The sequence below is a fragment of the Anaerocolumna cellulosilytica genome, assembly GCF_014218335.1.
In the GTDB taxonomy this organism is placed as follows: domain Bacteria; phylum Bacillota; class Clostridia; order Lachnospirales; family Lachnospiraceae; genus Anaerocolumna; species Anaerocolumna cellulosilytica.
Map to the genome: position 1 here is coordinate 115,749 of NZ_AP023367.1, position 25,030 is coordinate 140,778.

22 protein-coding genes are annotated in these 25,030 nt (G+C 38.9%); 6 read left to right on the forward strand and 16 right to left on the reverse strand.

Annotated elements, in window-relative coordinates; genetic code table 11:
- The first annotated feature begins 44 nt into the window (after positions 1 to 44).
- On the forward strand, positions 45 to 1,013 hold the full coding sequence (locus acsn021_RS00485; RefSeq protein ID WP_184093063.1) for a hypothetical protein: 969 nt from the start codon (positions 45 to 47) through the stop codon (positions 1,011 to 1,013).
- A 402-nt stretch (positions 1,014 to 1,415) separates the two neighbouring features.
- Here acsn021_RS00485 and acsn021_RS00490 read toward each other — a convergent pair whose 3' ends face one another.
- The 7 genes from acsn021_RS00490 to acsn021_RS00520 form a co-directional block, all read right to left on the reverse strand.
- The gene (locus tag acsn021_RS00490; RefSeq protein ID WP_330603069.1) at positions 1,416 to 1,907 is read right to left on the reverse strand and encodes a transposase; all 492 of its coding nucleotides are present in this window, start codon (positions 1,905 to 1,907) and stop codon (positions 1,416 to 1,418) included.
- 953 nt (positions 1,908 to 2,860) lie between these two features.
- Entirely contained in the window at positions 2,861 to 3,808 is a 948-nt protein-coding gene (locus tag acsn021_RS00495) for an ABC transporter ATP-binding protein (RefSeq protein WP_184093061.1), read from the reverse strand.
- Entirely contained in the window at positions 3,809 to 4,885 is a 1,077-nt protein-coding gene (locus tag acsn021_RS00500; RefSeq protein ID WP_184093060.1) for an ABC transporter ATP-binding protein, read from the reverse strand. It abuts the gene before it with no gap.
- Positions 4,886 to 4,896: 11 nt separating this feature from the next.
- The gene (locus acsn021_RS00505) at positions 4,897 to 5,952 is read right to left on the reverse strand and encodes an ABC transporter permease (RefSeq protein ID WP_184093059.1); all 1,056 of its coding nucleotides are present in this window, start codon (positions 5,950 to 5,952) and stop codon (positions 4,897 to 4,899) included.
- On the reverse strand, positions 5,945 to 6,886 hold the full coding sequence (locus acsn021_RS00510) for an ABC transporter permease (RefSeq protein WP_184093058.1): 942 nt from the start codon (positions 6,884 to 6,886) through the stop codon (positions 5,945 to 5,947). Before acsn021_RS00510 ends, acsn021_RS00505 begins: the two co-directional genes overlap by 8 nt.
- Before the next feature lie 150 nt (positions 6,887 to 7,036).
- Entirely contained in the window at positions 7,037 to 8,722 is a 1,686-nt protein-coding gene (locus tag acsn021_RS00515) for a peptide ABC transporter substrate-binding protein (protein WP_184093057.1), read from the reverse strand.
- Positions 8,723 to 8,951: 229 nt separating this feature from the next.
- Positions 8,952 to 9,323: a metal-dependent transcriptional regulator gene (locus tag acsn021_RS00520; RefSeq protein ID WP_184093056.1), complete on the reverse strand. Its 372-nt coding sequence runs from the start codon at positions 9,321 to 9,323 to the stop codon at positions 8,952 to 8,954.
- A 304-nt stretch (positions 9,324 to 9,627) separates the two neighbouring features.
- Between acsn021_RS00520 and acsn021_RS00525 the strand changes: the two genes are divergently transcribed.
- From acsn021_RS00525 to acsn021_RS00540, 4 genes are read left to right on the forward strand one after another with little or no spacing between them, the layout of a single operon-like run.
- Positions 9,628 to 10,674 carry a siderophore ABC transporter substrate-binding protein gene (locus tag acsn021_RS00525; RefSeq protein WP_184093055.1) on the forward strand — a complete coding sequence of 349 codons (1,047 nt, stop codon included), beginning with the start codon at positions 9,628 to 9,630 and terminating at the stop codon, positions 10,672 to 10,674.
- 20 nt (positions 10,675 to 10,694) lie between these two features.
- Entirely contained in the window at positions 10,695 to 11,708 is a 1,014-nt protein-coding gene (locus acsn021_RS00530; protein WP_184093054.1) for an ABC transporter permease, read from the forward strand.
- Complete coding sequence (locus tag acsn021_RS00535; RefSeq protein WP_184093053.1) at positions 11,705 to 12,769, forward strand: iron chelate uptake ABC transporter family permease subunit; 1,065 nt, start codon at positions 11,705 to 11,707, stop codon at positions 12,767 to 12,769. Before acsn021_RS00530 ends, acsn021_RS00535 begins: the two co-directional genes overlap by 4 nt.
- Positions 12,766 to 13,518: an iron ABC transporter ATP-binding protein gene (locus tag acsn021_RS00540; protein ID WP_184093052.1), complete on the forward strand. Its 753-nt coding sequence runs from the start codon at positions 12,766 to 12,768 to the stop codon at positions 13,516 to 13,518. Before acsn021_RS00535 ends, acsn021_RS00540 begins: the two co-directional genes overlap by 4 nt.
- A gap of 85 nt (positions 13,519 to 13,603) precedes the next feature.
- On the opposite strand, the gene acsn021_RS00545 is transcribed toward acsn021_RS00540, so the two are convergent.
- From acsn021_RS00545 to acsn021_RS00565, 5 genes are all read right to left on the reverse strand, one after another.
- Positions 13,604 to 15,346 carry an NADH-dependent [FeFe] hydrogenase, group A6 gene (locus acsn021_RS00545; protein ID WP_184093051.1) on the reverse strand — a complete coding sequence of 581 codons (1,743 nt, stop codon included), beginning with the start codon at positions 15,344 to 15,346 and terminating at the stop codon, positions 13,604 to 13,606.
- A gap of 33 nt (positions 15,347 to 15,379) precedes the next feature.
- Positions 15,380 to 17,167, reverse strand: a complete 1,788-nt coding sequence (locus acsn021_RS00550) for an NADH-quinone oxidoreductase subunit NuoF (protein WP_184093050.1) — start codon at positions 17,165 to 17,167, stop codon at positions 15,380 to 15,382.
- Positions 17,168 to 17,170: 3 nt separating this feature from the next.
- Positions 17,171 to 17,545: a (2Fe-2S) ferredoxin domain-containing protein gene (locus tag acsn021_RS00555; RefSeq protein WP_184093049.1), complete on the reverse strand. Its 375-nt coding sequence runs from the start codon at positions 17,543 to 17,545 to the stop codon at positions 17,171 to 17,173.
- A 191-nt stretch (positions 17,546 to 17,736) separates the two neighbouring features.
- The gene (locus acsn021_RS00560) at positions 17,737 to 18,294 is read right to left on the reverse strand and encodes an ATP-binding protein (RefSeq protein ID WP_184093048.1); all 558 of its coding nucleotides are present in this window, start codon (positions 18,292 to 18,294) and stop codon (positions 17,737 to 17,739) included.
- 14 nt (positions 18,295 to 18,308) lie between these two features.
- Complete coding sequence (locus acsn021_RS00565) at positions 18,309 to 18,803, reverse strand: NADH-quinone oxidoreductase subunit NuoE family protein (RefSeq protein ID WP_184093047.1); 495 nt, start codon at positions 18,801 to 18,803, stop codon at positions 18,309 to 18,311.
- Positions 18,804 to 19,226: 423 nt separating this feature from the next.
- Between acsn021_RS00565 and acsn021_RS00570 the strand changes: the two genes are divergently transcribed.
- Positions 19,227 to 19,580 carry a DRTGG domain-containing protein gene (locus acsn021_RS00570; RefSeq protein ID WP_184093046.1) on the forward strand — a complete coding sequence of 118 codons (354 nt, stop codon included), beginning with the start codon at positions 19,227 to 19,229 and terminating at the stop codon, positions 19,578 to 19,580.
- A gap of 239 nt (positions 19,581 to 19,819) precedes the next feature.
- Here the strand turns inward: acsn021_RS00570 and acsn021_RS00575 are convergent, their stop codons facing one another.
- From acsn021_RS00575 to acsn021_RS00590, 4 genes are all read right to left on the reverse strand, one after another.
- Complete coding sequence (locus acsn021_RS00575) at positions 19,820 to 21,277, reverse strand: 4Fe-4S dicluster domain-containing protein (RefSeq protein ID WP_184093045.1); 1,458 nt, start codon at positions 21,275 to 21,277, stop codon at positions 19,820 to 19,822.
- Positions 21,278 to 21,457: 180 nt separating this feature from the next.
- Positions 21,458 to 22,630, reverse strand: coding sequence for a SpoIIE family protein phosphatase (locus tag acsn021_RS00580; protein WP_184093044.1), 1,173 nt, complete (start codon positions 22,628 to 22,630; stop codon positions 21,458 to 21,460).
- 35 nt (positions 22,631 to 22,665) lie between these two features.
- A complete protein-coding gene (locus acsn021_RS00585; RefSeq protein WP_184093043.1) occupies positions 22,666 to 24,414 on the reverse strand; it encodes a [Fe-Fe] hydrogenase large subunit C-terminal domain-containing protein in 1,749 nt (582 codons plus the stop codon).
- The gene (locus tag acsn021_RS00590) at positions 24,411 to 24,656 is read right to left on the reverse strand and encodes a (2Fe-2S) ferredoxin domain-containing protein (protein WP_184093042.1); all 246 of its coding nucleotides are present in this window, start codon (positions 24,654 to 24,656) and stop codon (positions 24,411 to 24,413) included. Before acsn021_RS00590 ends, acsn021_RS00585 begins: the two co-directional genes overlap by 4 nt.
- Between the last annotated feature and the right edge of the window lie 374 nt (positions 24,657 to 25,030).

Here is a 25,030-nt window from a genome sequence, read left to right on the forward strand (position 1 = left end):
ACTAGTCTGCGCAGAATAAACATTATACTTTATGGAGGTATTTAATGAGAAAAAAAAGAAAATTTATAGTACCTATATTAATCATTGCTTTGTTTTTTACTATTATAACCAATCCAAGTACGGCTTTTGCGAGTACTGATAATATTAAGTCTATAACGGATCAAACGTTGGAATACGATGAAATTGTCCAATATTTAAATGAAAATGCCTTAACTGAGACAGTCGTTACAAATGAAGTTGATTATATTAGGAATTTAATGTCCTACTCACAAGATGAGCTGATTAAATATGGTTTTACTGTCGATGAAGCAAATGAGATTATAAATTATAACTATAATGAGAAACTTATTGAATTTGTAGAAAACAACAAAGGTAATTTAGACATTATGGGTTATTCTCCATCAGAAGTTAATAGATTAGAAAGTTATGATGGTACTGAAGACGCCCTTGAATACATAGAAACTTATGCATTAGGTGCAACACTTACTGTCGAGTGGGCACCTTGGCTTATTAATACTACTAATCAGTTTAGAATTTTATATACAACAACATGGAGTGCTCAGCCAATATTTAATTATAGTGATATAATAGCAATTGGTTTTGTCGGTTACAATAGTTCTTCAATTCCTATTGGTATGAAATATGATGAAACACCTTCTTGTAATGTTCAGACGTATCGAAGCTCAGTTTATTTAGGTACCAAATCATATTCGCCTGATACTGTTAGTAATAACTCGGTAAGTTTCAAATTTCCAATGTCAATGGTTAATGCAGAGTATTCAAAGATAACTTCAGGTTCAGTGAGAGTTAGTACAGTAAGTAATTCTAGTAATCTTTACAGAATGAGTATTAGTTTTGGTTATGGACATACTGTTATTGGAATAGGTTCTCCAAGTGTTGATATATCAGTTACTGGAATTAATGTTAGTATAGCTTTTTCATATACAACAGAAACTACTTATCGTAAGCTTAGGGTATATACATATAATGGTACCTTAGTTTCTGAGGTATAGTTTTAATTAGATAGTTTACTTATTTAGACCATTGTTTTATTCAAGCTAATAATTAAAGCAGTCTAATACGTATGCTACACAATGTATTAGACTGCATTTTAATTTTTCATCTAATACGCTCTAAAAATAATGTCATTATTAAACAAAGATTTAACTTTTTGAAGATATTTAGAATTATTATAATAAGTTATAGTAATTATTGATTTTATGTGTATTATCTGCTAGTATAATGATATGTAAATAAGTGGTAGTAAATTAATCAGTTTAAATTATTTTAATAAAGGATCGGTCATCAACTAACAATCTATTTTATATATGAAAAAATCGTCGATTTCTATTGTAAAGTAGATAAGTATTAGGCTCGTTGAAATACATATAAAGTAGGGTGCCAAAGAAATGCTTTCATAAGTCAAGGCTACAATTAGTATTTTCAAATGATTTAGGAAAGGCTTTTAAGACAAGATTGAATATTAAAAACTGCATGACAAATATAGCAGCTTTGATGTAGGATTGATTTAATTTTTCTAGCTGATAAATTACTCTGACAAGCTTTTTGCTAGCTGTGATATAGCGCTTGTCTTCGGAACGTTTCTTGTTCAGATAGGCGGAGAAGGTTGGATCTAAATGACTAACAAATTTTGCAACATTGAACAAAGCATAACGGAGATACTTTGAAGTACGTTTTTCCTTATGTGAATATGATGATTCGAAATGACCTGAATGATATGTAGAAGGCGATAATCCTGCATGTGCCAGTATCTTCTCAGGAGAATCAAATCTATTGAGTTCACCATTTTGCACCTTTCTAAAACTATGAAGTGGTGGGAAGTAGAAACCAATCCATATTGTCTCCCAAAGTATAGCATACAGTCCTTGGAGAGGGACTATAAACACTACTACCTATAATACGAGGATGTGAATATAAAATGGCATTTTATTATTATTTATCGTTAATTTCAGTTATCATTCTTTATGTAAATACAGTAACTCTTATAAAAAAGTTATTAAAAGATCAAGATATAACTACAAATACCGTTATAGGTTGTGTATGTTCAGCAGCTGTTGTAGCAAGTATATTAGCTATATGTGGTAATTAATATTTAGTTTATTCGGTTTCTCATACGTTCATCGTTAAAAATATTCCCTATGCTTATAGATTCATTAATTAGGAAAGATATTTGTAATGATACTCTGCTTTACGAATCATTTTTGCTTTATTCAATGCCTATAAATTCACGTTGTTTTCTGTGTATGCTTAATACACAGAAAATTAAACACGTTTAAAAATAACCAACATTCTTTTCAGTAATATATTCACTTTTGATGTAAGTATTCTGTAATTATGGGAACTCTATAGTTCTGGTGGGATTTGTAGATGATATAGAAGCTACAAATTTATGATAATTTTGTTTCTGATACCTTTGATAAATATTATTACCTATCTGATGGATACAGTTTTATACATGGATTTAAGCAATGCACTTCAAAGCCTGATGGGCTTTGTTTGTTGAGCGCATTTCAACTTTGTCAGGAGATATCACAGCCTGCATCAAAAGTAAAGTGACTGAATGGATGCTGTCTCAAGCTTCTTTATACAGGCTTTGTTTAGAAATGTTGCTGGGAAAGTTGAGAAAATAGATAGACATATAATGAAAATTCATAAGATAAATAAAAATCCACTATATTTACCAATCAGGCAGATAAGCTCCATGGCTATTTTACTATATCATAAAAGGCAAAATAAGTCTTTCAGAATGATATTGGTAAAGGTAGTCATGGAACTTTTTTTACAGAATAATTCATAGCTTCAATTTTATAGATAAAAATCCCTTAAGGAATGAATCCGGTTAAGCATTTCGACGCAGGGGAGATGCCGTCCAGGTTTTTAACTCGTCAGCGGTAGCTAATACAAAATGCTTCCCTTCAAGTTGGTGCATGGTTCCTTTGGTGTAATCTATTCCCGAGGCTTCATAATCATAAGTTAGGGAGGTGCGTCGCTTTTCCAGTCTTGGATTAGCCAGAGGGATAGCCGATAAGAGTGATTGGGTATAAGGATGTATGGGATTAGAAAAAATCTCTTCCTTTGTTCCTGTCTCAACTAGGTGACCCAAATGCAGCACCCCAATCCGATCAGATATGTATTTGACCATGGATAAATCATGAGCAATAAAGAGGTAAGCAATGTTGGTTTTATTCTGGATTTCCTTCATAAGGTTAATTACCTGTGCCTGAATGGACACGTCCAAAGCACTGATGGCTTCATCTGCTATAATTAAATCCGGTTCCATAATCAGAGCACGAGCAATTCCTATGCGCTGCCGCTGTCCTCCAGAAAATTGATGAGGATATCGGTTGGCATGGTCTGGGGACAGACCCACCATATGAAGCATTTTATATACTTTTTCTCTCCGTTCAGCTTCTGAATGGTACAGATGATGTATATCAAGCCCCTGAGCTATAATATCCAGTACTTTTTTTCGGGGATTTAAGCAGGCCATGGGGTCTTGAAATATCATCTGCATTTTGGTACGCAGCGTGTAATTTTCCGCCTTAGTAAGCCTGCCGGAGATATTCTGCCCATGAAAGAGGATTTCTCCGGAGGTGGGTTCATAGAGTCTTATGATAGAGCGCCCGATGGTGGATTTACCGCTGCCGGACTCTCCCACAAGGCCATAGGTCTCCCCGGGATTGATGGTAAAGGATACACCGTCAACTGCTTTTACACGAAATCTCCGGGTAATCCTAAAATATTGCTTTAGCTCCTTAACAATAAGCAGTGGTTCACTTTGCTTCATCTAGGCTTCCTCCTTTAACATAAGAGTAATTCTTTGTTTTAATGTGGTTGGCATATCAAGTTTTGGTGCCTTCTCATGTAAAAGCCAGGTGGCGGCATAATGGGTATCAGTGATCTGAAACATAGGCGGTTCCTGTTTTAAATCTATAGTAAGGGCATACTGGTTTCTGGGAGCGAAGGAATCGCCCACCGGTTTATAAAGGAGATTTGGGGGACTACCGGGTATGGTATAAAGTTTATCGTCCGTGCAATCTATATCCGGCATAGCAGATAACAGACCCCAGGTGTAAGGGTGTCTTGGATCATAAAATATTTCATCCGTTAACCCCTTCTCCACGACCTTTCCAGCGTACATTACAGCCACATAATCGGCCACCTTTGCCACTACCCCTAAGTCATGTGTTATGTAAATTACTGAGATTCCGGTTTTTTTCTGGATGTCTTTTATTAACTCAAGTATTTTGGACTGAATGGTGACATCCAGTGCGGTGGTGGGTTCGTCACAGATTAAAAGTTCAGGGTCACAGGCAAGGGCTATGGCGATTACCACTCTTTGCCGCATGCCGCCTGACAACTGATGGGGGTAATTCTTCATTCTTTTCTCCGGAGCAGTAATACCTACCAGGGCAAGCAATTTTAGAGCTTTTTCATAAGCCTGAGGTTTCTTATATTTGTAATGGTATCTCATGCCCTCCATGAGTTGGGCACCAATGGTCATGGTAGGGTTTAAGGAAGTCATTGGATCTTGAAATACCATGGCAATTCGTTTCCCATTAATACTCTTACGAATTTCCTTTTTAGAAAGCTTTAATAAGTCTTCGGTTACTTCCTCCTCCTTACCCTGTTGATGGGTAAAATATATATTGCCTCCCGTCACTTTTCCGTTGCTGCTTAGAATACCCATAATCGCTTTTACTGTTACGGATTTACCACTGCCGCTTTCTCCGACAATAGCCAGGGTTTTTCCCTTTTGTAAAGACAGATTCATGCCTCGGATGACATGAACTTCTCCGGCAGAAGTTAAAAAGGAGATGGATAGGTCCTGTATGGATAAAATGGTTTGCTTTTCAGGTATCATGGTGCGCCTCCTTATATTTCTTTCATTTTTGGATCAAAAGCATCCCTTAAGCCGTCTGCCATTAGGTTAAAGCTTAACATGATAATGCCAAGTACAATGACCGGGAAGACGATCATATAGGGATGGGTGGTAAAGGACTTAAAGGCATCACTGATTAAAGAGCCAAGGGAAGCCAAGGGCTGTGGTACACCAAGACCGATAAAGGCTAAGAATGCTTCCGTAAATATAGCATTTGGTATAGAGAACATGGACATTACGATTAATTGTCCAAATATATTAGGAAGGATCTCCTTGAATATAATAAAGAAATCCTTAGCACCAAGGGTTTTGGAAGCCAGTATGAATTCCTGTTCCTTTAGCTTTAACACCTGTGCTCTGGCAATTCTGCTCATACCTATCCAACCGGTGATGGCAAGAGCTATGGTTATAGTTAATAAACCAGGCTGAAAAACCAGAATCAGCAGGGTAACAATGACTAAAGTAGGTATGCCATTTAGAATTTCTGCAAATCTCTGCATTATCATATCGGTTCGTCCCCCAAAATACCCGGAGATTAAGCCATATATCATACCAAAACACATATCTACCATAACTGCCACGAAAGCAATATAGAGGGAGATTCTGGTGCCTTCCCAAGTTCTTGTAAAGATATCTCTTCCAAGGACATCCGTACCGAACCAGTAATAGACCTCTTCAAGTCCGGTGGTAATGGAGGTGTCTTCTGATATATATTTGTTCTGTTCTATGGTTCCGGTTGAAGTGGTAATTGTTTCTGAACCATCAAAGATACCAATACCCTCTAGAAGCTTTATTCTTGGGGCTAGATTCTGGTGAGTAATATTTTGTGAATAATAGGTGTGACCGCTTAGCATTGGTCCGATAATTGCCAGCAGAAGGATTAAGAGAATCGAGATACCACCTGCTACAGCACCTTTATTAGCTGTAAAACGCTTTCGAATATCCTTAAAGTAAGACTGGGTATTATAAATCTCTTCAGGTGGTAAAAGATTATCTTTTGGTACAAATTCAAAATCCTCGGGTGAAAAAGAATATTCTGTCCTATTCATTGACGGCCTCCTTTGCTAAACGTATTCTGGGGTCTATCATTCCATAAAGAATATCCACAAATAGCATAATGCCAATGTACATTACACTATAGATAAAGGTAAGAGCAATTACTACGTTGTAATCATTGGATTGTATGGCAGAGACTAAAAGGCTGCCAATTCCGGGAATAGAAAATAGCTTTTCAATTACCAGGCTTCCGGTCATTAAGCCTACCACTAAAGGAGCCAGAACGGTAACAATTGGTATGAGAGCATTTCTTAAGGCATGGCGGAAGATAAGGGAGAAACTGTTAAGCCCTTTGCTTTCTGCCAACAACATATAGTCAGAGCCTAAGACTTCAAGCATTTCAGTTCTGGTAAAGCGGGCAACGGTGGCAATGGTAAACATACAGAGGGAAATAGTTGGAAGAATTGAGGATTTTAATGGAGAATCGGCTTGATAAAGAAGAGGAAACCATTTTAAACGAAACCCCAGGGAATAAATTAAAGTCATAGCAAATACATAGGAAGGCAGGCTGACGCCAAGAACAGATATAACCGTGGTCAGGGTGTCATAGATGGTATTATGTTTAAGAGCAGCAATCATACCTAACATCAGACCGATTAGGGTACCAATTAATATTGCCTGACCGCCAATACGCAGAGATATAGGTAATCTAGTTTCTAACAAGGCTGTAATAGGCGTATTCTTAGATATGGTATAAGATACACCAAAGTCCCCCATTAACATAGATTTGATATAATGAAAAAACCGTACCATTATTGGTTTATCTAACCCATACTTTGCATTAAGAACTGCTTTTTGTGCCTCAGTTAATTTTTCATCGTTAAAGGGAGAACCGGGCATGAATTCCAGCATTAAAAATAAGACAAACAAAATAACAAGTAGAGTAACAACTGAGATTATAATGCGCTTTAGTATATATTTTTTCAAAACACCACGCTCCTTACATAACAAGAATGGCGCTGTCGTCTGCATACGCTATGGACAGCGCCATCTGGGGATGGACTCCCGATATATTTAGTTTACTTGAAGATACTAGATGGCTTTTGGTAAATAGATAAAAACGTATGATTCCTATGCTTATTTTTTTGCATTTTTATAGATGCGGTTAATACCTACCGAATGGAATTCAATTCCTTCTATACCGTTTTTAATCATAACAGCATCACCTTTTTGATAAACCGGTAAGATAACAGCATCCTCCATAACCAGGCGTTCTGCGTCTTTTAGAGCTGCCCATCGGGCTGTAGTATCCAGTGCCAAAGCTCCCTTTTTGGCAGATTCAATAATAGAATCATATTCTTTATTTGACCAGAAACCATAATTGTTAGGGCTTTTCGTGGTCCACATATCCAGATAAGTCATGGGATCTGCATAGTCTGGACCCCAACGGGTGAGACCAAGCTCAAAATCGCCTTGCTGCATCCGTTCCACTCTGTTTTTCTTTGGCATTGTCTGAAGTTCAATGGTTAAGCCAGGCAGGGTAGTCTGTATCTCTGACTGGATAAATTGTGCCACGTTCATGGTAGATTCCGTATCTTCAACAAGCATAGTATATTTTAACTGGCTAACATTCAGTTCAGCTTTTGCCGTCTCCCAGTAACTAAGCGCCGTCGCCTTGTCTGCTGCCAGATAAGTCGATGCAGTTTCACGGAAATCCTTGCCGTCGGGTCCGGTGGCAAGAAGAGTTGGTACTGCAAAATCTGCTACAATAGAACCATCTTTTAAGATGTTATTTACAATTGCCCCTTTGTCATAAGCCAGTGCCAGAGCTTTTCTAAGATTGACATTTTCAAGTCCTTTGATGGTTTGGTTCGGAGAGATATACCATAGATAACCAGCCATTATGTTATGGAATTCCGGGTCAGCCGCAAATTGTTCCACTTGCTCACCCGATAAGGTTGCCACATCCAAATCACCATTTTGATAAGAGAGCATTGCTTGCTGCGAATCCTTAATTACTTGATAGCGGATTCCATCTAAGGCCACGTTCTGAACATCCCAATAAGCAGGATTCTTTGTCAGGGTAATTGTAGTTGCGGCAGGTTCGTAGGAAGTTATAATAAAAGGTCCGTTACTTAAAATGGTGCTGGGTGAGGTACCGAAGGAATCACCTGCGGCTTTAAAGAAGGCCTCATTTACCGGCAGGAAGGAAGGGAATGCTAGTAAAGATTCAAAGAACGGTACAGGAACTTCTAAAGTAACTACCAGTGTTTTATCATTTGGTGCACTTACACCAAGTTCCTCTGTAGTTTTTTCGCCGGAAATAATAGCGGCTGCATTGGTTACACCGGCTATCCCCATAATAAAGGAATATTCACTGGCAACCACCGGATCTACCAGGCGCCTCCATGCAAATACAAAGTCATGGGAGGTTACCGGAGTGCCGTCAGACCATTTGGCATCTCTTAGAGTAAATGTGTAGGTTAAACCATCTTTGCTTTTGTCAACAGACTCAGCCATTGCTAGTATGGGTGAGCCGGAAGCATCTATGGAATAGAGGCCTTCTGTAATGGCAGCTATGGTTTCAAAGGATGTGCCGTCAGTCGCTATCTGAGGATCCATAGAGGCTATTTCTACGTCAAAATGAACATTAAGGATATTTCCTCCTGCTGTGTCAGGTTCCGTACGAACAGTACCGTCTGTTTTCGGCGTATCAGCAGAGGTGTCTTTCACCTTTTTACTAGACCCGGTGCCGCATCCGGTAAGGCTTAGTATAAATAATAAGGTAAACAACAATAGTGACAGGGTTCTTAATTTTTTCACGATTCTCCTCCTTTAGTAGCCTGACAGGACAATTGAACACTTTAATGTTATAAAGCGTACCTATAAAAGAAAAGTAGCCGTAAAATCAAATGTAATTTTGCGACTACTTTGTCTGTAAGGCTGATTATGAAATTTATTATATCCTAAAATTGCCATTTGTCAACTATTTTTTCCTTATTATGGATATATATACCACATTGCTTATTAATACTCTATAAAAATTTACTTATTAGACTATCTTACTATTAAAATAGTTTTTGATACACAGATAGCTTTCGGTACTGATAACATGCTCAATTTTGCAGGCATCTTTTGCAGCAGTTTCTTTACTTACACCAGCAGCAATTAACAGGCTGGTAAGGGTCTGATGGCGGTCATAAATTTTTATAGCAATATCCTGACCGGTTTTATTAAGAGTAATAGTTCCGTTTTCGTCTATGTGTATATAGCCATGTTCGCGTAGTTTTTTCATGGCTATGCTGACACTTGCCTTAGTGTAGCCTAACTTGTGGGCAATATCTACAGAACGGACATGTCCGGTTTGCTCTTGTAATCTTAGAATAGTTTCTAAATAGTCTTCAGCGGATTCTTTAATCTGCATCCCATCACCTCATAATCAATTGATATCTATTATTTTAACGAAAAGCAGAAGAGAATGCAATGCAATTTATAGGTTAACGGTTGACATTAAAAATATGTTATGGTATACTTCCAAAGAAGTTAGTGGTAGCTAACTATTTTTTTGAATAAATAGTTAGAGACCTATAACATTTAGCAGATTTTAATTTTATCTTGTTTCTTCTGTAAGAAAGCAGAAGGAAAATTTATCTTAGCTTTTGCGTAGGAACATAGTAACTAATTTAATAATTTGCTTACCTATTAATACATATCTTTAGGAGGATTCTATGAGAAAATTCTTTATACCCAAATTAACTGTTTTTATTGCTGTCTTTGGTTTAATGTTGACGGGCTGTAGTAATTCAAGTAAGAATACTGCCACCACACCCACACCTACTTCTACACCTGCTGCAACGAGTGAACCTACAAATGAGCCTGTTGAAGTCGCAACAGTAGAAATTACAGATATTCACGGAACTGTTACTGTTCCTGTAAATCCCAAAAATGTAGTGGCTTTGGACAATAGAACTTTTGAAACTTTAGCTGATTGGGGGATTGAATTAGCAGCGGTTCCTAAGGGGGTAATGCCTGGGGATTCATCCTATGTAAGTGATGCTTCCGTTCAAGATATCGGAAACCATAGTGAACCAAATCTTGAAATTATAGCAGCTGTAGACCCTGAACTTGTAATTGTCGGGCAGAGGTTTGCCAGTTATTATGAAGATATAAAAGCATTAGTGCCGAATGCGGCCGTTATTGACCTTAATTTTGATGTTTCTGCGGAATCTGGCACACCAGGTGATAACTTAGTAAATGGACTTAAGAATTCAACAATTGCATTAGGACAAATTTTTGATAAAAATGAAGAAGCGCTGCAATTAGTGGCCGATTTTGAAAAATCTATCGAAGATGCTAAATCTGCATATAATGGAACAGATACCGTTATTAGTGTTGTGGTTTCTGGTGGAGAGATTGGTTTTTCAGCGCCTCATTCCGGACGTGTTTGGGGTCCTATGTATGAGATTTTTGGATGGGGCTCTGCACTAGAAGTTGATGGCTCCACTTCAGACCATCAAGGTGATGATATTTCTGTTGAAGCAATTGCACAAAGTAATCCGGATTGGATTTTTGTACTGGATCGTGATGCCGCCATATCCTCTATAAACGATGCAGTTCCTGCTATGGATGTTATCAACAACTCACCTGCTCTTCAAAACACCACCGCTGTTACGAAGGGACAGATTGTTTATGCACCAAACGATACCTACACAAATGAATCTATACAAACATATGTAGAGTTATTTGAAAATCTTGCAAGTACTTTGGCTCAGTAGTATAAAGGAAGAATATCACAATGCCTAAACATATAATGCAAAAAACCACAGGGGCTGAGGTTTCTCAGCCCCAAAACTTTAGTACCAAAAAAATATGGACAAAGCCTTTTATAGCAGCAGTTATTGTTGTTTTAATTTTAGGTGTTATTTCGTTGTTTACCGGAGTGTATGATATAAAAGGGCAAAAAGATGGATGGGATATGTTTTTCATAACTCGAGTTCCAAGAACAGCAGCACTCATGCTTACCGGTGCGGCAATGTCAATGTCAGGACTAGTAACCCAGCTTATTACCCAGAATCGTTTAGTAGAACCTACTACAACAGGAACAATTGAATGGGCCGGTCTGGGGCTTATTTTTGTTTATTTGGTATTTCCTGCCCCGACTTTAGTACTTAGAATGACTGGCGCAATTATTTTTTCTTTTATAGGTACTATGATTTTCTTTTTGTTTTTAAGAAAAGTTAAACTTCGCTCGTCCTTAATTGTACCGATTATAGGAATGATGCTAGGAGCAGTAATATCCTCAATATCCACTTTTGTCGGGCTTGCTTTCCAAATGACGCAAAATATTGAAACTTGGTTTGTAGGTTCTTTCGCACCTGTTCAAATTGGACGATATGAGTATTTATGGCTTATTGTAATCGTTAACATTGTAATATTTATCTATGCGGATAGATTAACGTTAGCCGGCTTAGGTGAAGATGTCGCTACGAGCCTTGGAGTAAATTATAATAAGATTGTAATATTGGGCACTGGTCTTATTTCAATTACAGTTGGTATTGTTGCAGCTGTTATTGGAAACTTGCCTTTTTTAGGCTTAATCGTACCGAATATTGTTTCAATGTATCGAGGCGACGATCTTAAGACCAACCTACCATGGGTATGTGTACTAGGAACCGGAGCTATTACTCTTTGCGACATTATTTCCCGAACAATTATAATGCCTTTTGAAGTTCCCGTTTCTTTGATTCTTGGATCGGTGGGAGCAGTTACCTTTATAGTTATCTTATTAAAACAAAGGAAGTTAAAATGAGTGAATTTATATATAGTAACAAGAACCGTGAGGAAATTAATATCAACCGTCATAAAAAGAGCAGGTCGGCCAAAGCTTTTCGTTCTAAGAAAGAGGAGAGACGTTATTGGATATTGCTGATAACATTGGTTGTTTTAGGTGCTCTTGCCACCTACGGACTTTTGATTTATAACAATCCGGTTCCGGTAGATTCTCCTTCTTTTATACCAGTCGTTAAAAGAAGACTGGTGGCTATAGTTGCAATGCTTATAGCTGTCATTTGTCAGAGTCTGGCTACGGTTGCTTTTCAGACTAGCACCAATAATAGGATTATAACACCTTCACTTTTAGGGTTTGAAGCACTTTATTCTACTATCCATACTAGCACCATGTTTTTTTTGGGTGCTAGGGTATTTATAAAATTCAGTGGTGTCGGGTCATTTCTATTTCAAGTGATTATTATGGTTTTGATGTGTTTGATACTTTATGGATGGCTGCTTTCCGGAAAGTATGGAAACCTACAACTTATGCTTTTGGTTGGGGTTATCATCGGAACCGGTCTAAGGTCTGTGTCGTCTTTTATGAGAAGGTTATTAGCACCATCCGAATTTGATGTGTTACAAGCAAGACTATTTGGCTCTGTCAATAATGCAGATGCTTCGTACTTTCCTATTGCAATTCCCATTGTAATAATTGCGGCAGTACTTGTCCTTGCTTATTCTAAAAAACTAAATGTATTGTCACTTGGAAAAAGTGTAAGTACTTCTTTGGGAGTTGATCATCCATCTGGTGTAATATATACACTTATTTTAGTATCTGTTTTGATGTCTATTTCAACCTCTTTGGTTGGGCCACTTACTTTCTTTGGATTCTTAGTTGCAGCTCTGACTTATCAAGCAGCACCAACGTATGATCATAGATATATTTTTCCAATGGCTCTTGCGATAGGATTTTTGATACTAACTGGAGCATACTTTTTTATGTATCATGTATTTAGGGCCCAAGGTGTGGTTTCCGTTATTATTGAAATGTTTGGAGGAATAACATTTCTGATTGTAATGTTAAGGAAGGGAACTTTATGATAAAGATTGTTAATGCTAGAAAATTATATTCAGATGAGGTGAAAATAGGTCCTCTAAATATTGAAATACCAAAAGCCGGTCTTACTTCTTTAATTGGACCAAATGGAGCAGGAAAATCTACGGCACTTTTGATGATTGGAAGACTTTTGAATATGGACGAAGGCCAAATTAAGGTAGCTAATTTGGATGTTTCTGAATCTAAATCAGAAGATTTAGCTAAAATTTTGACTATTTTACGTCAGGAGAACCATTTTGTAACGAGACTCACGGTTAGGCAGCTTGCCGGATTTGGGCGTTTTCCATATTCAAAAGGCAGATTAACAAAAGAGGATGAGGAAATTATTTCTAAATATATCGATTTTTTAGACCTTACTGACTTAGAAAACAGATATCTAGATGAGCTTTCCGGTGGTCAGAGGCAAAGAGCATATGTAGCAATGGTTTTGTGCCAGGAGACAGAATATGTACTTTTAGATGAACCTCTAAACAATCTCGATGTTGCCAGGTCTGTTCAAATGATGGAGCATTTAAAGCATGCTGCTAATGAATTCGGAAGAACCATTCTGACTGTTATCCATGATATAAATTTTGCAGCCAAATATTCTGATAGAATCTGTGCTATGAAAAACGGAGAAATCGCTGCGTTTGGAACGGTAGGAGATATTATGAAACCGGAACTTTTGACTGATATTTTTGAAACAAAAATAGAAATTATGAATGGACCGTATGGGCCAATAGCGATTTATTGATACCTTAGCTTATATACTTATTAAACACCCAAAAGCGGCATCTTAGACATGCCGCTTTTGGGTTATGCACTATATGGTCTATCTGTTAGTTTACACTTCGCTTTACATAAGTAGTATGAAGAATTTCATGTGCCTTATGACTTCCTGGTTTTTCTAAATAGGTATTGTATAATTCCTTTATAGCTGGATTATCATGGGATTTCCGATAGGGCATGGATGAATCCAGGTCGTATAATACTTTTGCACGAAGCGACCGAATGTCATTAAAGTTTCGAATACCCGCTGGAACCTGTGGCATACCGCCGCCGTTTACACAGCCACCGGGACAACCCATGATTTCGATAAAGTGGTACTCTGCTTCGCCGTTCTTTACTTTTGTTAAAAGCTCTTTTGCATTTTTTAGACCGGAGGCAACTGCCACTTTAATATCCATACCTGCTACGTTATAGATTGCTTCTTTAATACCCTCTACGCCTCTTACCTCTGTAAAATCAAGGCTTTTTAACTCTTCACCGGTTAAGGTTTCAACCGCAGTACGAAGCGCTGCTTCCATAACACCGCCGGTTGCACCAAAGATAACACCTGCACCGGTAGAAATTCCAAGTGGTGAATCAAATTCTTCATCCGGTAAGGATAAGAAGTTAATGCCGGTACGTTCAATCATTCTGGCAAATTCTCTGACCGTTATAGTAATATCAACATCGGCTACTCCCGCTGCATCCTGATCTTCCCTTCCAACTTCGAACTTTTTAGCAGTACATGGCATAACACTTACAGAGACAATGTCTTTTGGATCAAGGCCCATCTTATCTGCATAGTAGGTTTTAATTGTAGCACCAAACATCTGTTGGGGAGACTTACAGCTAGACAGATTCTCTGTCATATCCGGGAAGTAGTGTTCACAGTATTTAACCCACCCGGGTGAGCAGGAGGTAATTAAAGGCAGTACACCGCCATTTTGTACACGGTCTAAGAACTCATGAGCCTCCTCCATAATAGTTAAGTCTGCGGCAAAATCTGTGTCGAATACCCTATCAAAGCCTAAGCGGCGAAGTGCGGATACCATTTTACCTTCTACATTGGTTCCGATCGGTAGACCGAATTCTTCTCCTAACCCTGCACGCACGGAAGGAGCGGTCTGGACTACGACGTGTTTAGTCGGATCTGCAATAGCAGCAAATACAGCATCTGTATGGTCTTTTTCTGATAAGGCACCAGTTGGACATACGGCGATACATTGTCCGCAGGATACGCAGCTAGTATCTCCAAGTCCCATATTAAAAGGAGAAGCGATGGTAGTCTTAAAACCGCGTTCATTAGGACCAATAACTCCTATCGCCTGAACCTTTTCACAGACAGCGGAGCAGCGTCTGCAAAGAATACATTTGTTATTGTCACGGTACATATGAGCAGCAGAATAGTCTATCTCATATTCATTAGCCTCGCCGTCATAAACACCTTCATCCTCGACCTTAAGGTCTTTACATAGCTTTTGAAGCTCACAATTACCACTTCTGACACAGGAGAGACATTTCCTGTCATGGTCTGATAGGATTAATTCCAGGGTTCTTCTTCTGGAAGCCAATACCTTGGGGGTATTTGTCCATACTTCCATACCTTCATTGATTGGGAACACGCAGGAAGCTACAAGACTTCTGGCACCTTTTACTTCTACAACGCAGATACGGCAAGCACCGATTTCATTGATTTCTTTTAAGTAGCAAAGCGTTGGAATGTCAATATGAGCCGTTCTGGCAGCTTCTAAGATGGTGGAGCCTGCGGGTGCAGCTATGTCTACACCGTTTATTTTAATATTTATGGTTTCCATATTTACCTCCTTAAAGTACTGAATTAATGGGCATTATTTTTTAAAAATAGCACCAAAACGGCATTTTTCCATACAAGCACCGCATTTAATACACTTATCCTGTATGATAAAATGTACTTCCTTAACTTTCCCTTCAATAGCACCATTTGGACAGGTTCTTGCACATAAGGTACAGCCTTTACATTTATCAGCTTCAATGACATAGGACAATAAGGCTTTACATACTCCTGCGGGACATTTTTTATCCACTACATGTGAGATATATTCGTCCTTAAAATAGCGTAAAGTAGATAATACAGGATTTGGAGCAGTTTGGCCAAGGCCGCATAGGGAATTTTCTTTTATGTGGTAGCAAAGCTCTTCCAATTTATCAAGGTCTTCCAAGGTTCCCTGACCTTTTGTAATCTTGTCAAGCATTTCATACATACGCTTAGTACCGATACGGCAGGGGGTACATTTTCCGCAGGACTCATCTACGGTAAACTCTAAGAAGAACTTCGCAATATCAACCATACAGTTATCTTCATCCATTACAATTAGACCCCCGGAACCCATCATGGAGCCGATACCGATTAAGTTATCATAATCAATGGGGATATCAAAATGTTCTTCGGGAATACATCCGCCGGAAGGACCGCCGGTCTGGGCAGCTTTGAACTTCTTGCCGTCTGGAATACCACCGCCGATTTGTTCTACAACTTCTCGAAGTGTAGTTCCCATAGGAATCTCCACAAGGCCTGTATTCTTAATCTTACCGCCGAGGGCGAATACTTTAGTACCTTTTGATTTTTCCGTACCCATAGCGGCAAACCATTCGGGGCCGTTTAATATAATCTGGGGAATATTAGCGTAGGTTTCTACGTTATTTAAAATAGTAGGCTTTCCGAATAACCCTTTTTGGGCAGGAAAGGGAGGTCTTGGACGAGGTTCCCCTCGGTTGCCTTCAATGGAAGTCATAAGGGCAGTTTCTTCACCGCATACAAAGGCTCCTGCACCAAGTCTTAAGCCGATGTCAAAATCAAAGCCTGTGCCAAAGATATTTTTACCTAGCATGCCATATTCTCTTGCCTGAGCAATGGCAATTTCCAGACGCTCAACAGCAATCGGGTATTCTGCACGAACATAGATATAGCCTTGGGAAGCACCAATAGCATAGCCGGCAATTGCCATAGCTTCTAATACTACATGAGGGTCGCCCTCGAGTACAGAACGATCCATGAAAGCGCCTGGGTCTCCTTCATCGGCATTACAGCAAACATATTTCTGGTCAGCATCATTTGCTTTTGCAAGCTTCCATTTCAGACCGGTTGGGAAACCGCCGCCGCCACGGCCGCGAAGTCCACTGTCTAAAAGCGTCTGAATGACCTGATCGGGTGTACATTCGGTTAATACCTTTCCTAACGCTTCATAGCCGTGGGTTCCAATGTATTCTTCAATCTTTTCCGGATTAATAACACCGCAGTTACGCAGTGCAATTCGATGCTGTTTTTTATAAAAATCTGTTTCATTAAGGGACTTAATTCCATTGTCAGTTACAGTTTCAGTATATAAGAGTCTGGTTACCGGTCTTCCTTTTAATAAATGCTCTGTTACGATTTCGGGAATATCCTCTGGCTTTACCATAGAGTAAAAGGCAGCATCCGGATATACAATCATAATGGGACCTAAGGCACAAAGTCCGTGACAGCCGGTTTGAACAACAGAAACTTCTTTTTCCAGACCATTTTTATCAATTTCTGTCTGTAAGGTTTCAATGATTTTAGTGCTTCCGGAGGAGGTGCATCCGGTACCACCACAAACTAATACATGTGAACGAAACATATTTTAAATCCTCCCTTCAGAGCTGATTGTGTATTGGCTGACAACCTGACCGCGGATTAAGTGCTGCTCCACTATCTCCAAAGCTTTTTCGGGAGTCATCTTCACATATGTTACTTTATCTTTATTTGGTTCAAATACTTCAACGATAGGCTCGTACTGGCATAAACCAATACAGCCGGTTTGCAATACCGCTATATTAGAAAGGGATTTTTCCTGTACTGCATCAGAAAGGGCAGTAAGGACCGGTCTGGCTCCACTTGCAATGCCGCAGGTTGCCATTCCCACTACAACTTTGGTTTGGTCAGAGGATTCAAAGCGTAAGCCCACCTGACTTTGCATCTTTTCTCTAATCTCTCTTAATTCCTCTAGAGTCTTCATATAATAACTCCCATCTGTGTGCCCTAATGCATTGACACGGGTGTATGGCACGAGTGTCTTGACACTTGCACACGTACGAATAAGGATATGCTCCTTACAAATTAATAGGAAACAACTATGTTAAAAATTTATCAAAGTTTTGCGAAAAAAGCTTGAACATAAACTGGAATTGGGTCTTTATGATATTAAAGTTAGAATACGATTCCTCCGTCTGTTTCAGCTTGATTCTCAACGAAATATTCTTTTATATAGGTTGAAACTTCAGGACTATAAAAAGGTATATCCTTAAGGATTTCACGAAATTCTCTGGTATCTAAGGTAAAGCCTTTGTTATCAACATGGTAACAGTACAAAAAATCTACCGTTGTATGACAGATAACCAAGGAGCATATAACTAAAGCCATATCGCCTAAAGGCATACGGTCAATATGATTTAATTTAAATACAGCCATAAGGGTAGTTCCCCCACCCGGTTTTGAAGCAATATGTAAATGTCCGCCGGTTAAGAGTGCCGCCTGCTTTAAAAAGGGAATCCCTAACCCCACGGTTCTTGTGGTTCGTGTGGTATAAAAAGGGTCTTCAGCTTTTCTAAGCTCTACAGCCGTCATTCCGCACCCATTGTCGGTTATAGATAGAGTAAGAGTCTCTGCTCTTGTATCTATTCTGACTGTAATCTGAATAAAGTCAGCTCCGGCTCTTAGGGAATTTTGCGCTGCATCTAATACATGAAGAGAAATTTCTGTCATCATAGGATTACCAATGGTTATTCATATTTTGCAAGGATATCTTTGATTTCATCTACGGTTAACCTGCCGTATACATCTTCATTAATGGTTAACACGGGAGCTAAGCCGCATGCGCCGATACAACGACAGGCATCAAGAGAAAATTTACCATCAGGTGTGCATTCTCCGCCTTCAACATGAAGCAGCTCCATTAGTTTATTGTAGATATCACCGGAGCCCTTTACATAACAGGCAGTACCAAGACATACGGAAATCTTGTATTTACCTTTGGGATTCAGTGAAAATTGAGAGTAAAATGTTACAACTCCATAGACTTTTTCCAAGGGAATATCCATTTCATTGGAAATGATAGTTTGTACCTCGACAGGAAGATATCCATAGATATTTTGTGCTTCCTGGAGAATAGGCATCAAAGCGCCGTCGTCATCTTTGTATTTCTGAATGACTTTAAGAAGTTGTGCTTCTTGCTCTTTAGAGCCGGCAAAAGGGACTGTTTTTTTCTGGGAACCCATTTCTTAACCTCCTTGAATTTGTTGTCTGTTCTTAGATTAGGTAATTATAGCTCGGACTACTGGGATAGCCGGGTCAGATACTCATCTTAAAGTTCAGACTGCATAGCTGTTATTCGAATTTTATGCCGAAGGGGTGAAATACTACAAAAAAACTAATTATTATACAATTTCCTATCGGCAAACAATATCAGTATAGCATGTTATTGATAAAAAATCTATATGTATTATAAATTTCACAGAAGATGCTTTTTAATAAACTGAAATATATTTTATTTTATAAAAAATATATAAAGTTGATTAACTTATATAGCAATGTTATACTATAAATCAAGATTTATAATAGTAACGTTGTTATAATTGTACATTCGGTTGTAACGTGGCTTACGGAGAAGTCAAAGTGAGTATAGAAAGGGATGATATATCATGAGTTTACAGGAATTACTGAATAAGAAGTTATTCAAAGTAATCAATACCGGCAGTTGTTTGGAAACCGTATTAACCAAACCTTTTTGTTGTGATTTACTAAGCAGTGCCATGAGTAAAGCACCGGCTGGAGGGGTATGGATTACAGTCATAGCCAATATGAATACGTTAGCAGTAGCCTCTCTTACGAAGGTGGCATGTATTATTCTGGCAGAGGGCGTTACACCGGACAGTCAGACACTAAAAAAAGCCCGTGAGCAGCAGATTACAGTACTGGCTTCCGAGCAGCCTATTTTTGAGACTTCTCTTTTGATATATGAACTTATACAGAATGATTATAAGAGAAGTTTGTAATCTAGTTAGTATAAGAAGCAGAACTATATTCCAGATGGTTCGGGTATTTGGTATCGAGATAGATTTTAGAGCAGTATGCAGATTATTGCAACGATGATGATTTACTATAATATCTTAAAAAGGAATTGTATTCCCCGACATAACCAGGAAATCACTGTTGTCTGCTTGAGTTGCAGTTATGATTTCCTTTTTCTGGGGTTTGATTTGGGGAGTTATCCATTCAGGATAAAGGAATGTTTTTACTTTGAATGCATGGAGAATTCCAGCTCTTCATAACTTTTCAGGTTTTCATGAATGTCCCTTGCATCTGCTTTTGCAAATAATTTTTCACGATTGACACCTGCCACTCGTCCGGTTAAGATGCTTCCGGGCCCATTTAAGCATCCGCCCTCGCATACCATACCTTCTAAGAAATCCTCCGGTAATCTTCCGGCTTTTAAAAGTGTAAGTGCTTTTTTACATTCAGCTGCACCATTGCAGGCTTTTACAGTTATGTTGGTATTTTCTTCTCTTTCTTTTAGTGATTGAATAACGGAAGCAGTTACACCGCCTGAAACACAGAACTTTTTGCCGTAAATACTACCCTGCTGAATGCTTTCTTCTGTGGGCTTTAACTCCACATCTTTTGCACGTATCATAGCATATAATTCATCTAAAGTTAAGGCATAATCCGCACCTTTTAAGCCAAGGGTATCTAAGACTTCCCCTTTTTTTGCCATACAAGGGCCAATAAATACACAGACGGCATCCGGTTCCATTGCTTTTATTAACTTAGCAGTAGCCGTCATGGGTGAAACGGTCGTTGACATGTTATCCTGTAACATGGGAAAATGCTTACGAATCATATTGACAAAAGCGGGGCAGCAGGAGGTGGTCATCTTCTTACTTTCCTTGTAAGCTTCTGCCCATTCTTCGGATTCGCTGGCAGCAACAAAATCCGCACCTAAAGCTACTTCATAAACTCCGTTAAAACCGATTTCTTTTAAAGCTTCTGAGATACTAGAAAAAGTAACGGCTGCGCCGAACTGTCCTTCCCAGGCAGGTGCTAACATAGCGTACACTTTAAGCTGTGGCTTCGTGAGAAGACGAATTACATCTACCATAAAGGAACGGTCCGAAATAGCTCCAAATGGACAGTTTTTAATACATTGTCCACAGTTGATACACTTTTCTTCATTGATTACAACAATATTGTTTTCATCCATAGTAATAGCGTCTGCCGGGCAGCTTCTCTTACAGGGACGTGTTAAATCAGCTATGGCGTTGTAGGGACAGGCTTGAGAACATTTTCCACATTCCTTACATTGATTTGGATCAATATGCGCTCTGTCTCTTAACATAGTAATGGCATTAAAGTTACAGGAAGCCTGACATCGCTTTCCAACACACTTTTGACAGTTATCTGTTACAACGAAACGTGTAATTGGACATCCTTCACAGGCTGAATTGATAACCTGAACAATGTTTTTTGATTCTACCCCGGCAAGGGGGGCTTTTCCTTCCGCCAGTCGAATTCTCTGACGGATAATTTCTCTTTCTTTGTAGATGCAGCAACGGAAATTGGCTTGTGGGCCCGGGATTAGGTCAAAGGGCAGGCCCTCCTTCTTTTCCTCCAGTTCTCCGTTATAAGCAAGCTTTGCAACTTCAAATAACACTTCCTGCTTAATTGCATCTATGTTGTTGTTCATTTCTAACATATCGTCACTCCTCGTTATGTAAACTAGTCTGCAAGTTTGGACTTACACAAACAGTTAGGTGTGAAGTTAGTAAAGATTAGCCGTTTGTTTATGCTTTGCCCGAGGGTGATTATACCAGTTTTTCAGAAAGAAGTATATGTTAAATTCAGATGAACTTTATCGTAAGTTTTCCGGAAATGATTAGTAATATTTTAAAATAACTTCTTTTCCCATCTTTTTAGCGGTATCCCTTATTTGCTCAACGAGGTGCATACGAATGCTTAAGTCAAAGGGGAGTCCGGGATTTTGATGTGCCTCATTTATGGCTCTGCCGACATAAAGGTTTAAGACAGAGCAGTCTTCAATGATCAGTTTTGCAACCTGGGAGCCGCCATTTTCTTTATCTAGTTCCTCAAAGAAAAATTCATCTACAATTCCGTCCAGATAATGCTTTAGTAATGCCAACGCTCTTGATAAGGTCAAGACCCCTTCCGTTACCAAATCCATATTTTTCATGGTTGCAGTAGGGGGAAGAGCTGGGTCAGTATAATTCAGGGAAGTAATAATGGGAATGTCCAAAATTCTGGAGACGATATTGGCGCTGGTTCCTCCACAGATAATCCGTTTTCCCGGAGCATTCATAAAATCATGAATTAACAGCTCATCATCCTCCTTTTTTAAAGGAGGGCCGGTAAAGAGGTTTAATACTTTCATATTTGTAATTCTTGCAACAGCAACAGTGGTGTCATCCCCCGGTATCTGCATATATAAGTCGTCACAGGCTTTGGTTAGTACCGCTGCTAACCTTAAGGAAGATAGGGTCTCCTTAGCAGCAGCTAGAGCATAATCAGCCATGCTTTGCCAGGTCCATCCAAAGTTTAATAACTGCCCAACACCGGCATGGATTACACCGTCACTCATCAGAATAAAGCAATCGTTTAAGATGGCCTGAAAACGACATTCCCGAATTGTTTTATTCTCAATGGTACGTTCCTTAAAGGGTAGATTAGTCAGCTTACCGTCCCTAATAAAAACACAGCAGGGATTGTCGAATTCCACCAGATAGGCTTCACCATTATGACTTATCTGTAAAATACTAAAAGTGGAATAGGCTACCTGTCTTACCTGACAGACAGGCAGCGTCTTGACGATGGTTTCCACACAATCATCAATACCGGCACCATTTAAAAACATAGTACCTAATATTTTTGACGTTAAGGTAGCAAGAATATTTGCTTTTACCCCGCTGCCCATTCCGTCAGCTAATATCATAATACTGGAATTCTCGGTTTTTAGGATTTCAACTTTATCACCACAAAGTTCTTCATGATGTTTGTTTAAACTTTTATATGAGGCATCGATACTTACATTCATGGCTTTACTCCTGTCCGCTCTATTGTCTATCAGCCCTATGATTTTTTATGAGGCTGGTCGATTCCGTCATTTAATATGGTATCTCTTAATTTGGTAAGGGTAACTTTGGTTTCTGCGGTAGTTTCTCCCAACAGGCCGGCTATCTGCTGTGCAACAAACATCTGCTTATCAATTACCTTTTGTGCCATTTCAATGGTATCTACTTTGATTTTATAGGCTTGTCGGTTTAACTCTTCCTCCTTGGTGATATCCTGAAAAATACCAAGGACAGCATTTTGCTCGTGAATATATACAATATTTTGTAAAGTAGTAAGACCACGTTCCGTATACTCCACTTTTTTACCCATAATGGCCTTTTTGGTTTGTAGAACTTCTTCGAAATCTGTGTGATCAATTAATTCATACAGGTACTTTTCACGGGCTTTTAATCTGGGAATATGAAAATAGATTTCAGCCGCGCCGCTAAATTCTACAATCCGCATCTCAGCGTCCACAAGGATAATAATATTAGGGGTCATGTCAAGAACAACATTAGCCATAGATTGTGCCCTTTCATGCATATACGGAATGCACATGGTAAGCTCTGCTTTACCCTGATATACGGCAATGGCTTTTTCCTTACAGCTAATATAACCACAGGCTCCGCAATTAAGCTCATCCTCTAGTTTGGTTTTACCTATTTTTCTAAGAATATGCTTAATTTCATCACTGGTAGGCAAAGGGTCTTTGGGAGAACGGTCGACAAATACTTTATGAAAAGAGATATCTTTGGCTCTCTCATAAAAGTTTTTTTCTGTAATTGGTTTTTTGGGTATAGCTTCCTCCATATCAAGCTTCACTTTAAAGCGGGAGATGGCTGCCCGGTCAACGGCAGGCCCTTTGATACAACCCCCGTTACAGAGGTCTGCTTCTATGAAGCAGCCTGATACTTCACCCCGTTCCATGCTTTCAAACAATTCAATGCAGTTTTTAATTCCATGGACGTAGAACTTTCGATATCCGTCAGCAGCACCATCTTTTTTGGTGGCAACAACAGAGGACAACACGCCGCTGCTGATTGGATATAGTCGGTTTACCATGGGATTTGGGTTCATGGGAGGGGTATCCTTAAGAGCTAGTATATCAATATTCTCCTCCAAAAGCCATTGCTTAACTTCGGAAAAATTAATAACAGCGTCTATGTAGCCTACGGTTCTCGGGTCACTTTCAGCCTCCCGTTTTTTTGAAATACAAGGACCTAAGAATACAATTTTGACACCGTGCCCGAATTCTTTCCGAATTAATTTACCATGGGCAATCATGGGAGAGTCTACCGGAGCCATATATCTTGTCAGCGAAGGATAATAGATTTCAATTAAGTCATTTACACTGGGGCAGCAGGTGGTTATTATATTCTCCATCTTCCCCTCCGTCAGCAGTCTATTATATTCTCTTGTGACATAGGCTGCACCCTCAGCCGTTTCCCGTACCATGGTAAAGCCCAGCTTCAATAAAGCAGTAATAACCTGCCCGGGTGTATTGTACTTAAGTACGCCAAGATAAGCAGGAGCAATGGAAATGATAGTCGGAAGGTTATCCTTTAAATATCCTTTTACCTTATCCAAATCACTGATAAAGGATTTGGCATTTTGGGGACAGGCTTCCAGACAATGACCACAGAGAATGCATTTATCATTCATTATCTGTGCCTGTTCATTTTTAACCATGATAGCTTTTACATCACAGGTACGCACGCATTTATAACAGTTCTTGCATTTTGCTTCTTTAAAGCCGATTACATTCATTCTGTAAGCCTCCCAAGGACTTCCGTCTCAAAAAAGGTATCTACCTCTGCCGGAGTTAAAGAAAATAATTGGTTCTCAACTTTAACACAGACACCCTTTACGCATTCCCCCATGCAAAAAGAGCCGGTAAGATTTACCTTATCTCCAAATTGATTCTGTGATATCAGGCTTTCCAGCTTATGTACGATTTCCCTGGAACCCTTTAGATGACAGGAACTTCCAATACATATTGTTATAACCATACCTTTATCCTCCTAATAAAACCCCAAAAGATTGTTTTAAATTTAACAAAGTCTATCATTATTCTAGCACTTAATAAGAGGACTGTCAAAGGGAAAATACTTAAGAAACAGTATGAAAATACTAGTATTTTACTCACTTTTTGTGTGGTTTAGTATAAGGCTTCTTTGGAATCTTTCGAGAAAACGAAGAGGTCACCCTGATGTCAAAACATCCTGTCTGGTAAGATATAAATACGGAGGATTACATAATCTATAAAAGGAAATTCGAATCCTTGCTAATAATGACAGAGACTGGATATTTTTTGGTTGTAATCGTTTTAGGTTGTGCTATAATAGGAAAAGATATATGTAAAATAAGATGAAATAACAAAGGA

Bases quoted from the DNA above. Each gene is read 5' to 3' on its own strand.
- acsn021_RS00485 (WP_184093063.1), top strand. From the start codon at position 45: ATGAGAAAAAAAAGAAAATTTATAGTACCTATATTAATCATTGCTTTG.
- acsn021_RS00495 (WP_184093061.1), bottom strand. From the start codon at position 3,808: ATGAAGCAAAGTGAACCACTGCTTATTGTTAAGGAGCTAAAGCAATAT.
- acsn021_RS00500 (WP_184093060.1), bottom strand. From the start codon at position 4,885: ATGATACCTGAAAAGCAAACCATTTTATCCATACAGGACCTATCCATC.
- acsn021_RS00505 (WP_184093059.1), bottom strand. From the start codon at position 5,952: ATGAATAGGACAGAATATTCTTTTTCACCCGAGGATTTTGAATTTGTA.
- acsn021_RS00520 (WP_184093056.1), bottom strand. From the start codon at position 9,323: ATGCAGATTAAAGAATCCGCTGAAGACTATTTAGAAACTATTCTAAGA.
- acsn021_RS00525 (WP_184093055.1), top strand. From the start codon at position 9,628: ATGAGAAAATTCTTTATACCCAAATTAACTGTTTTTATTGCTGTCTTT.
- acsn021_RS00530 (WP_184093054.1), top strand. From the start codon at position 10,695: ATGCCTAAACATATAATGCAAAAAACCACAGGGGCTGAGGTTTCTCAG.
- acsn021_RS00535 (WP_184093053.1), top strand. From the start codon at position 11,705: ATGAGTGAATTTATATATAGTAACAAGAACCGTGAGGAAATTAATATC.
- acsn021_RS00540 (WP_184093052.1), top strand. From the start codon at position 12,766: ATGATAAAGATTGTTAATGCTAGAAAATTATATTCAGATGAGGTGAAA.
- acsn021_RS00545 (WP_184093051.1), bottom strand. From the start codon at position 15,346: ATGGAAACCATAAATATTAAAATAAACGGTGTAGACATAGCTGCACCC.
- acsn021_RS00550 (WP_184093050.1), bottom strand. From the start codon at position 17,167: ATGTTTCGTTCACATGTATTAGTTTGTGGTGGTACCGGATGCACCTCC.
- acsn021_RS00555 (WP_184093049.1), bottom strand. From the start codon at position 17,545: ATGAAGACTCTAGAGGAATTAAGAGAGATTAGAGAAAAGATGCAAAGT.
- acsn021_RS00560 (WP_184093048.1), bottom strand. From the start codon at position 18,294: ATGATGACAGAAATTTCTCTTCATGTATTAGATGCAGCGCAAAATTCC.
- acsn021_RS00565 (WP_184093047.1), bottom strand. From the start codon at position 18,803: ATGGGTTCCCAGAAAAAAACAGTCCCTTTTGCCGGCTCTAAAGAGCAA.
- acsn021_RS00570 (WP_184093046.1), top strand. From the start codon at position 19,227: ATGAGTTTACAGGAATTACTGAATAAGAAGTTATTCAAAGTAATCAAT.
- acsn021_RS00575 (WP_184093045.1), bottom strand. From the start codon at position 21,277: ATGTTAGAAATGAACAACAACATAGATGCAATTAAGCAGGAAGTGTTA.
- acsn021_RS00580 (WP_184093044.1), bottom strand. From the start codon at position 22,630: ATGAATGTAAGTATCGATGCCTCATATAAAAGTTTAAACAAACATCAT.
- acsn021_RS00585 (WP_184093043.1), bottom strand. From the start codon at position 24,414: ATGAATGTAATCGGCTTTAAAGAAGCAAAATGCAAGAACTGTTATAAA.
- acsn021_RS00590 (WP_184093042.1), bottom strand. From the start codon at position 24,656: ATGGTTATAACAATATGTATTGGAAGTTCCTGTCATCTAAAGGGTTCC.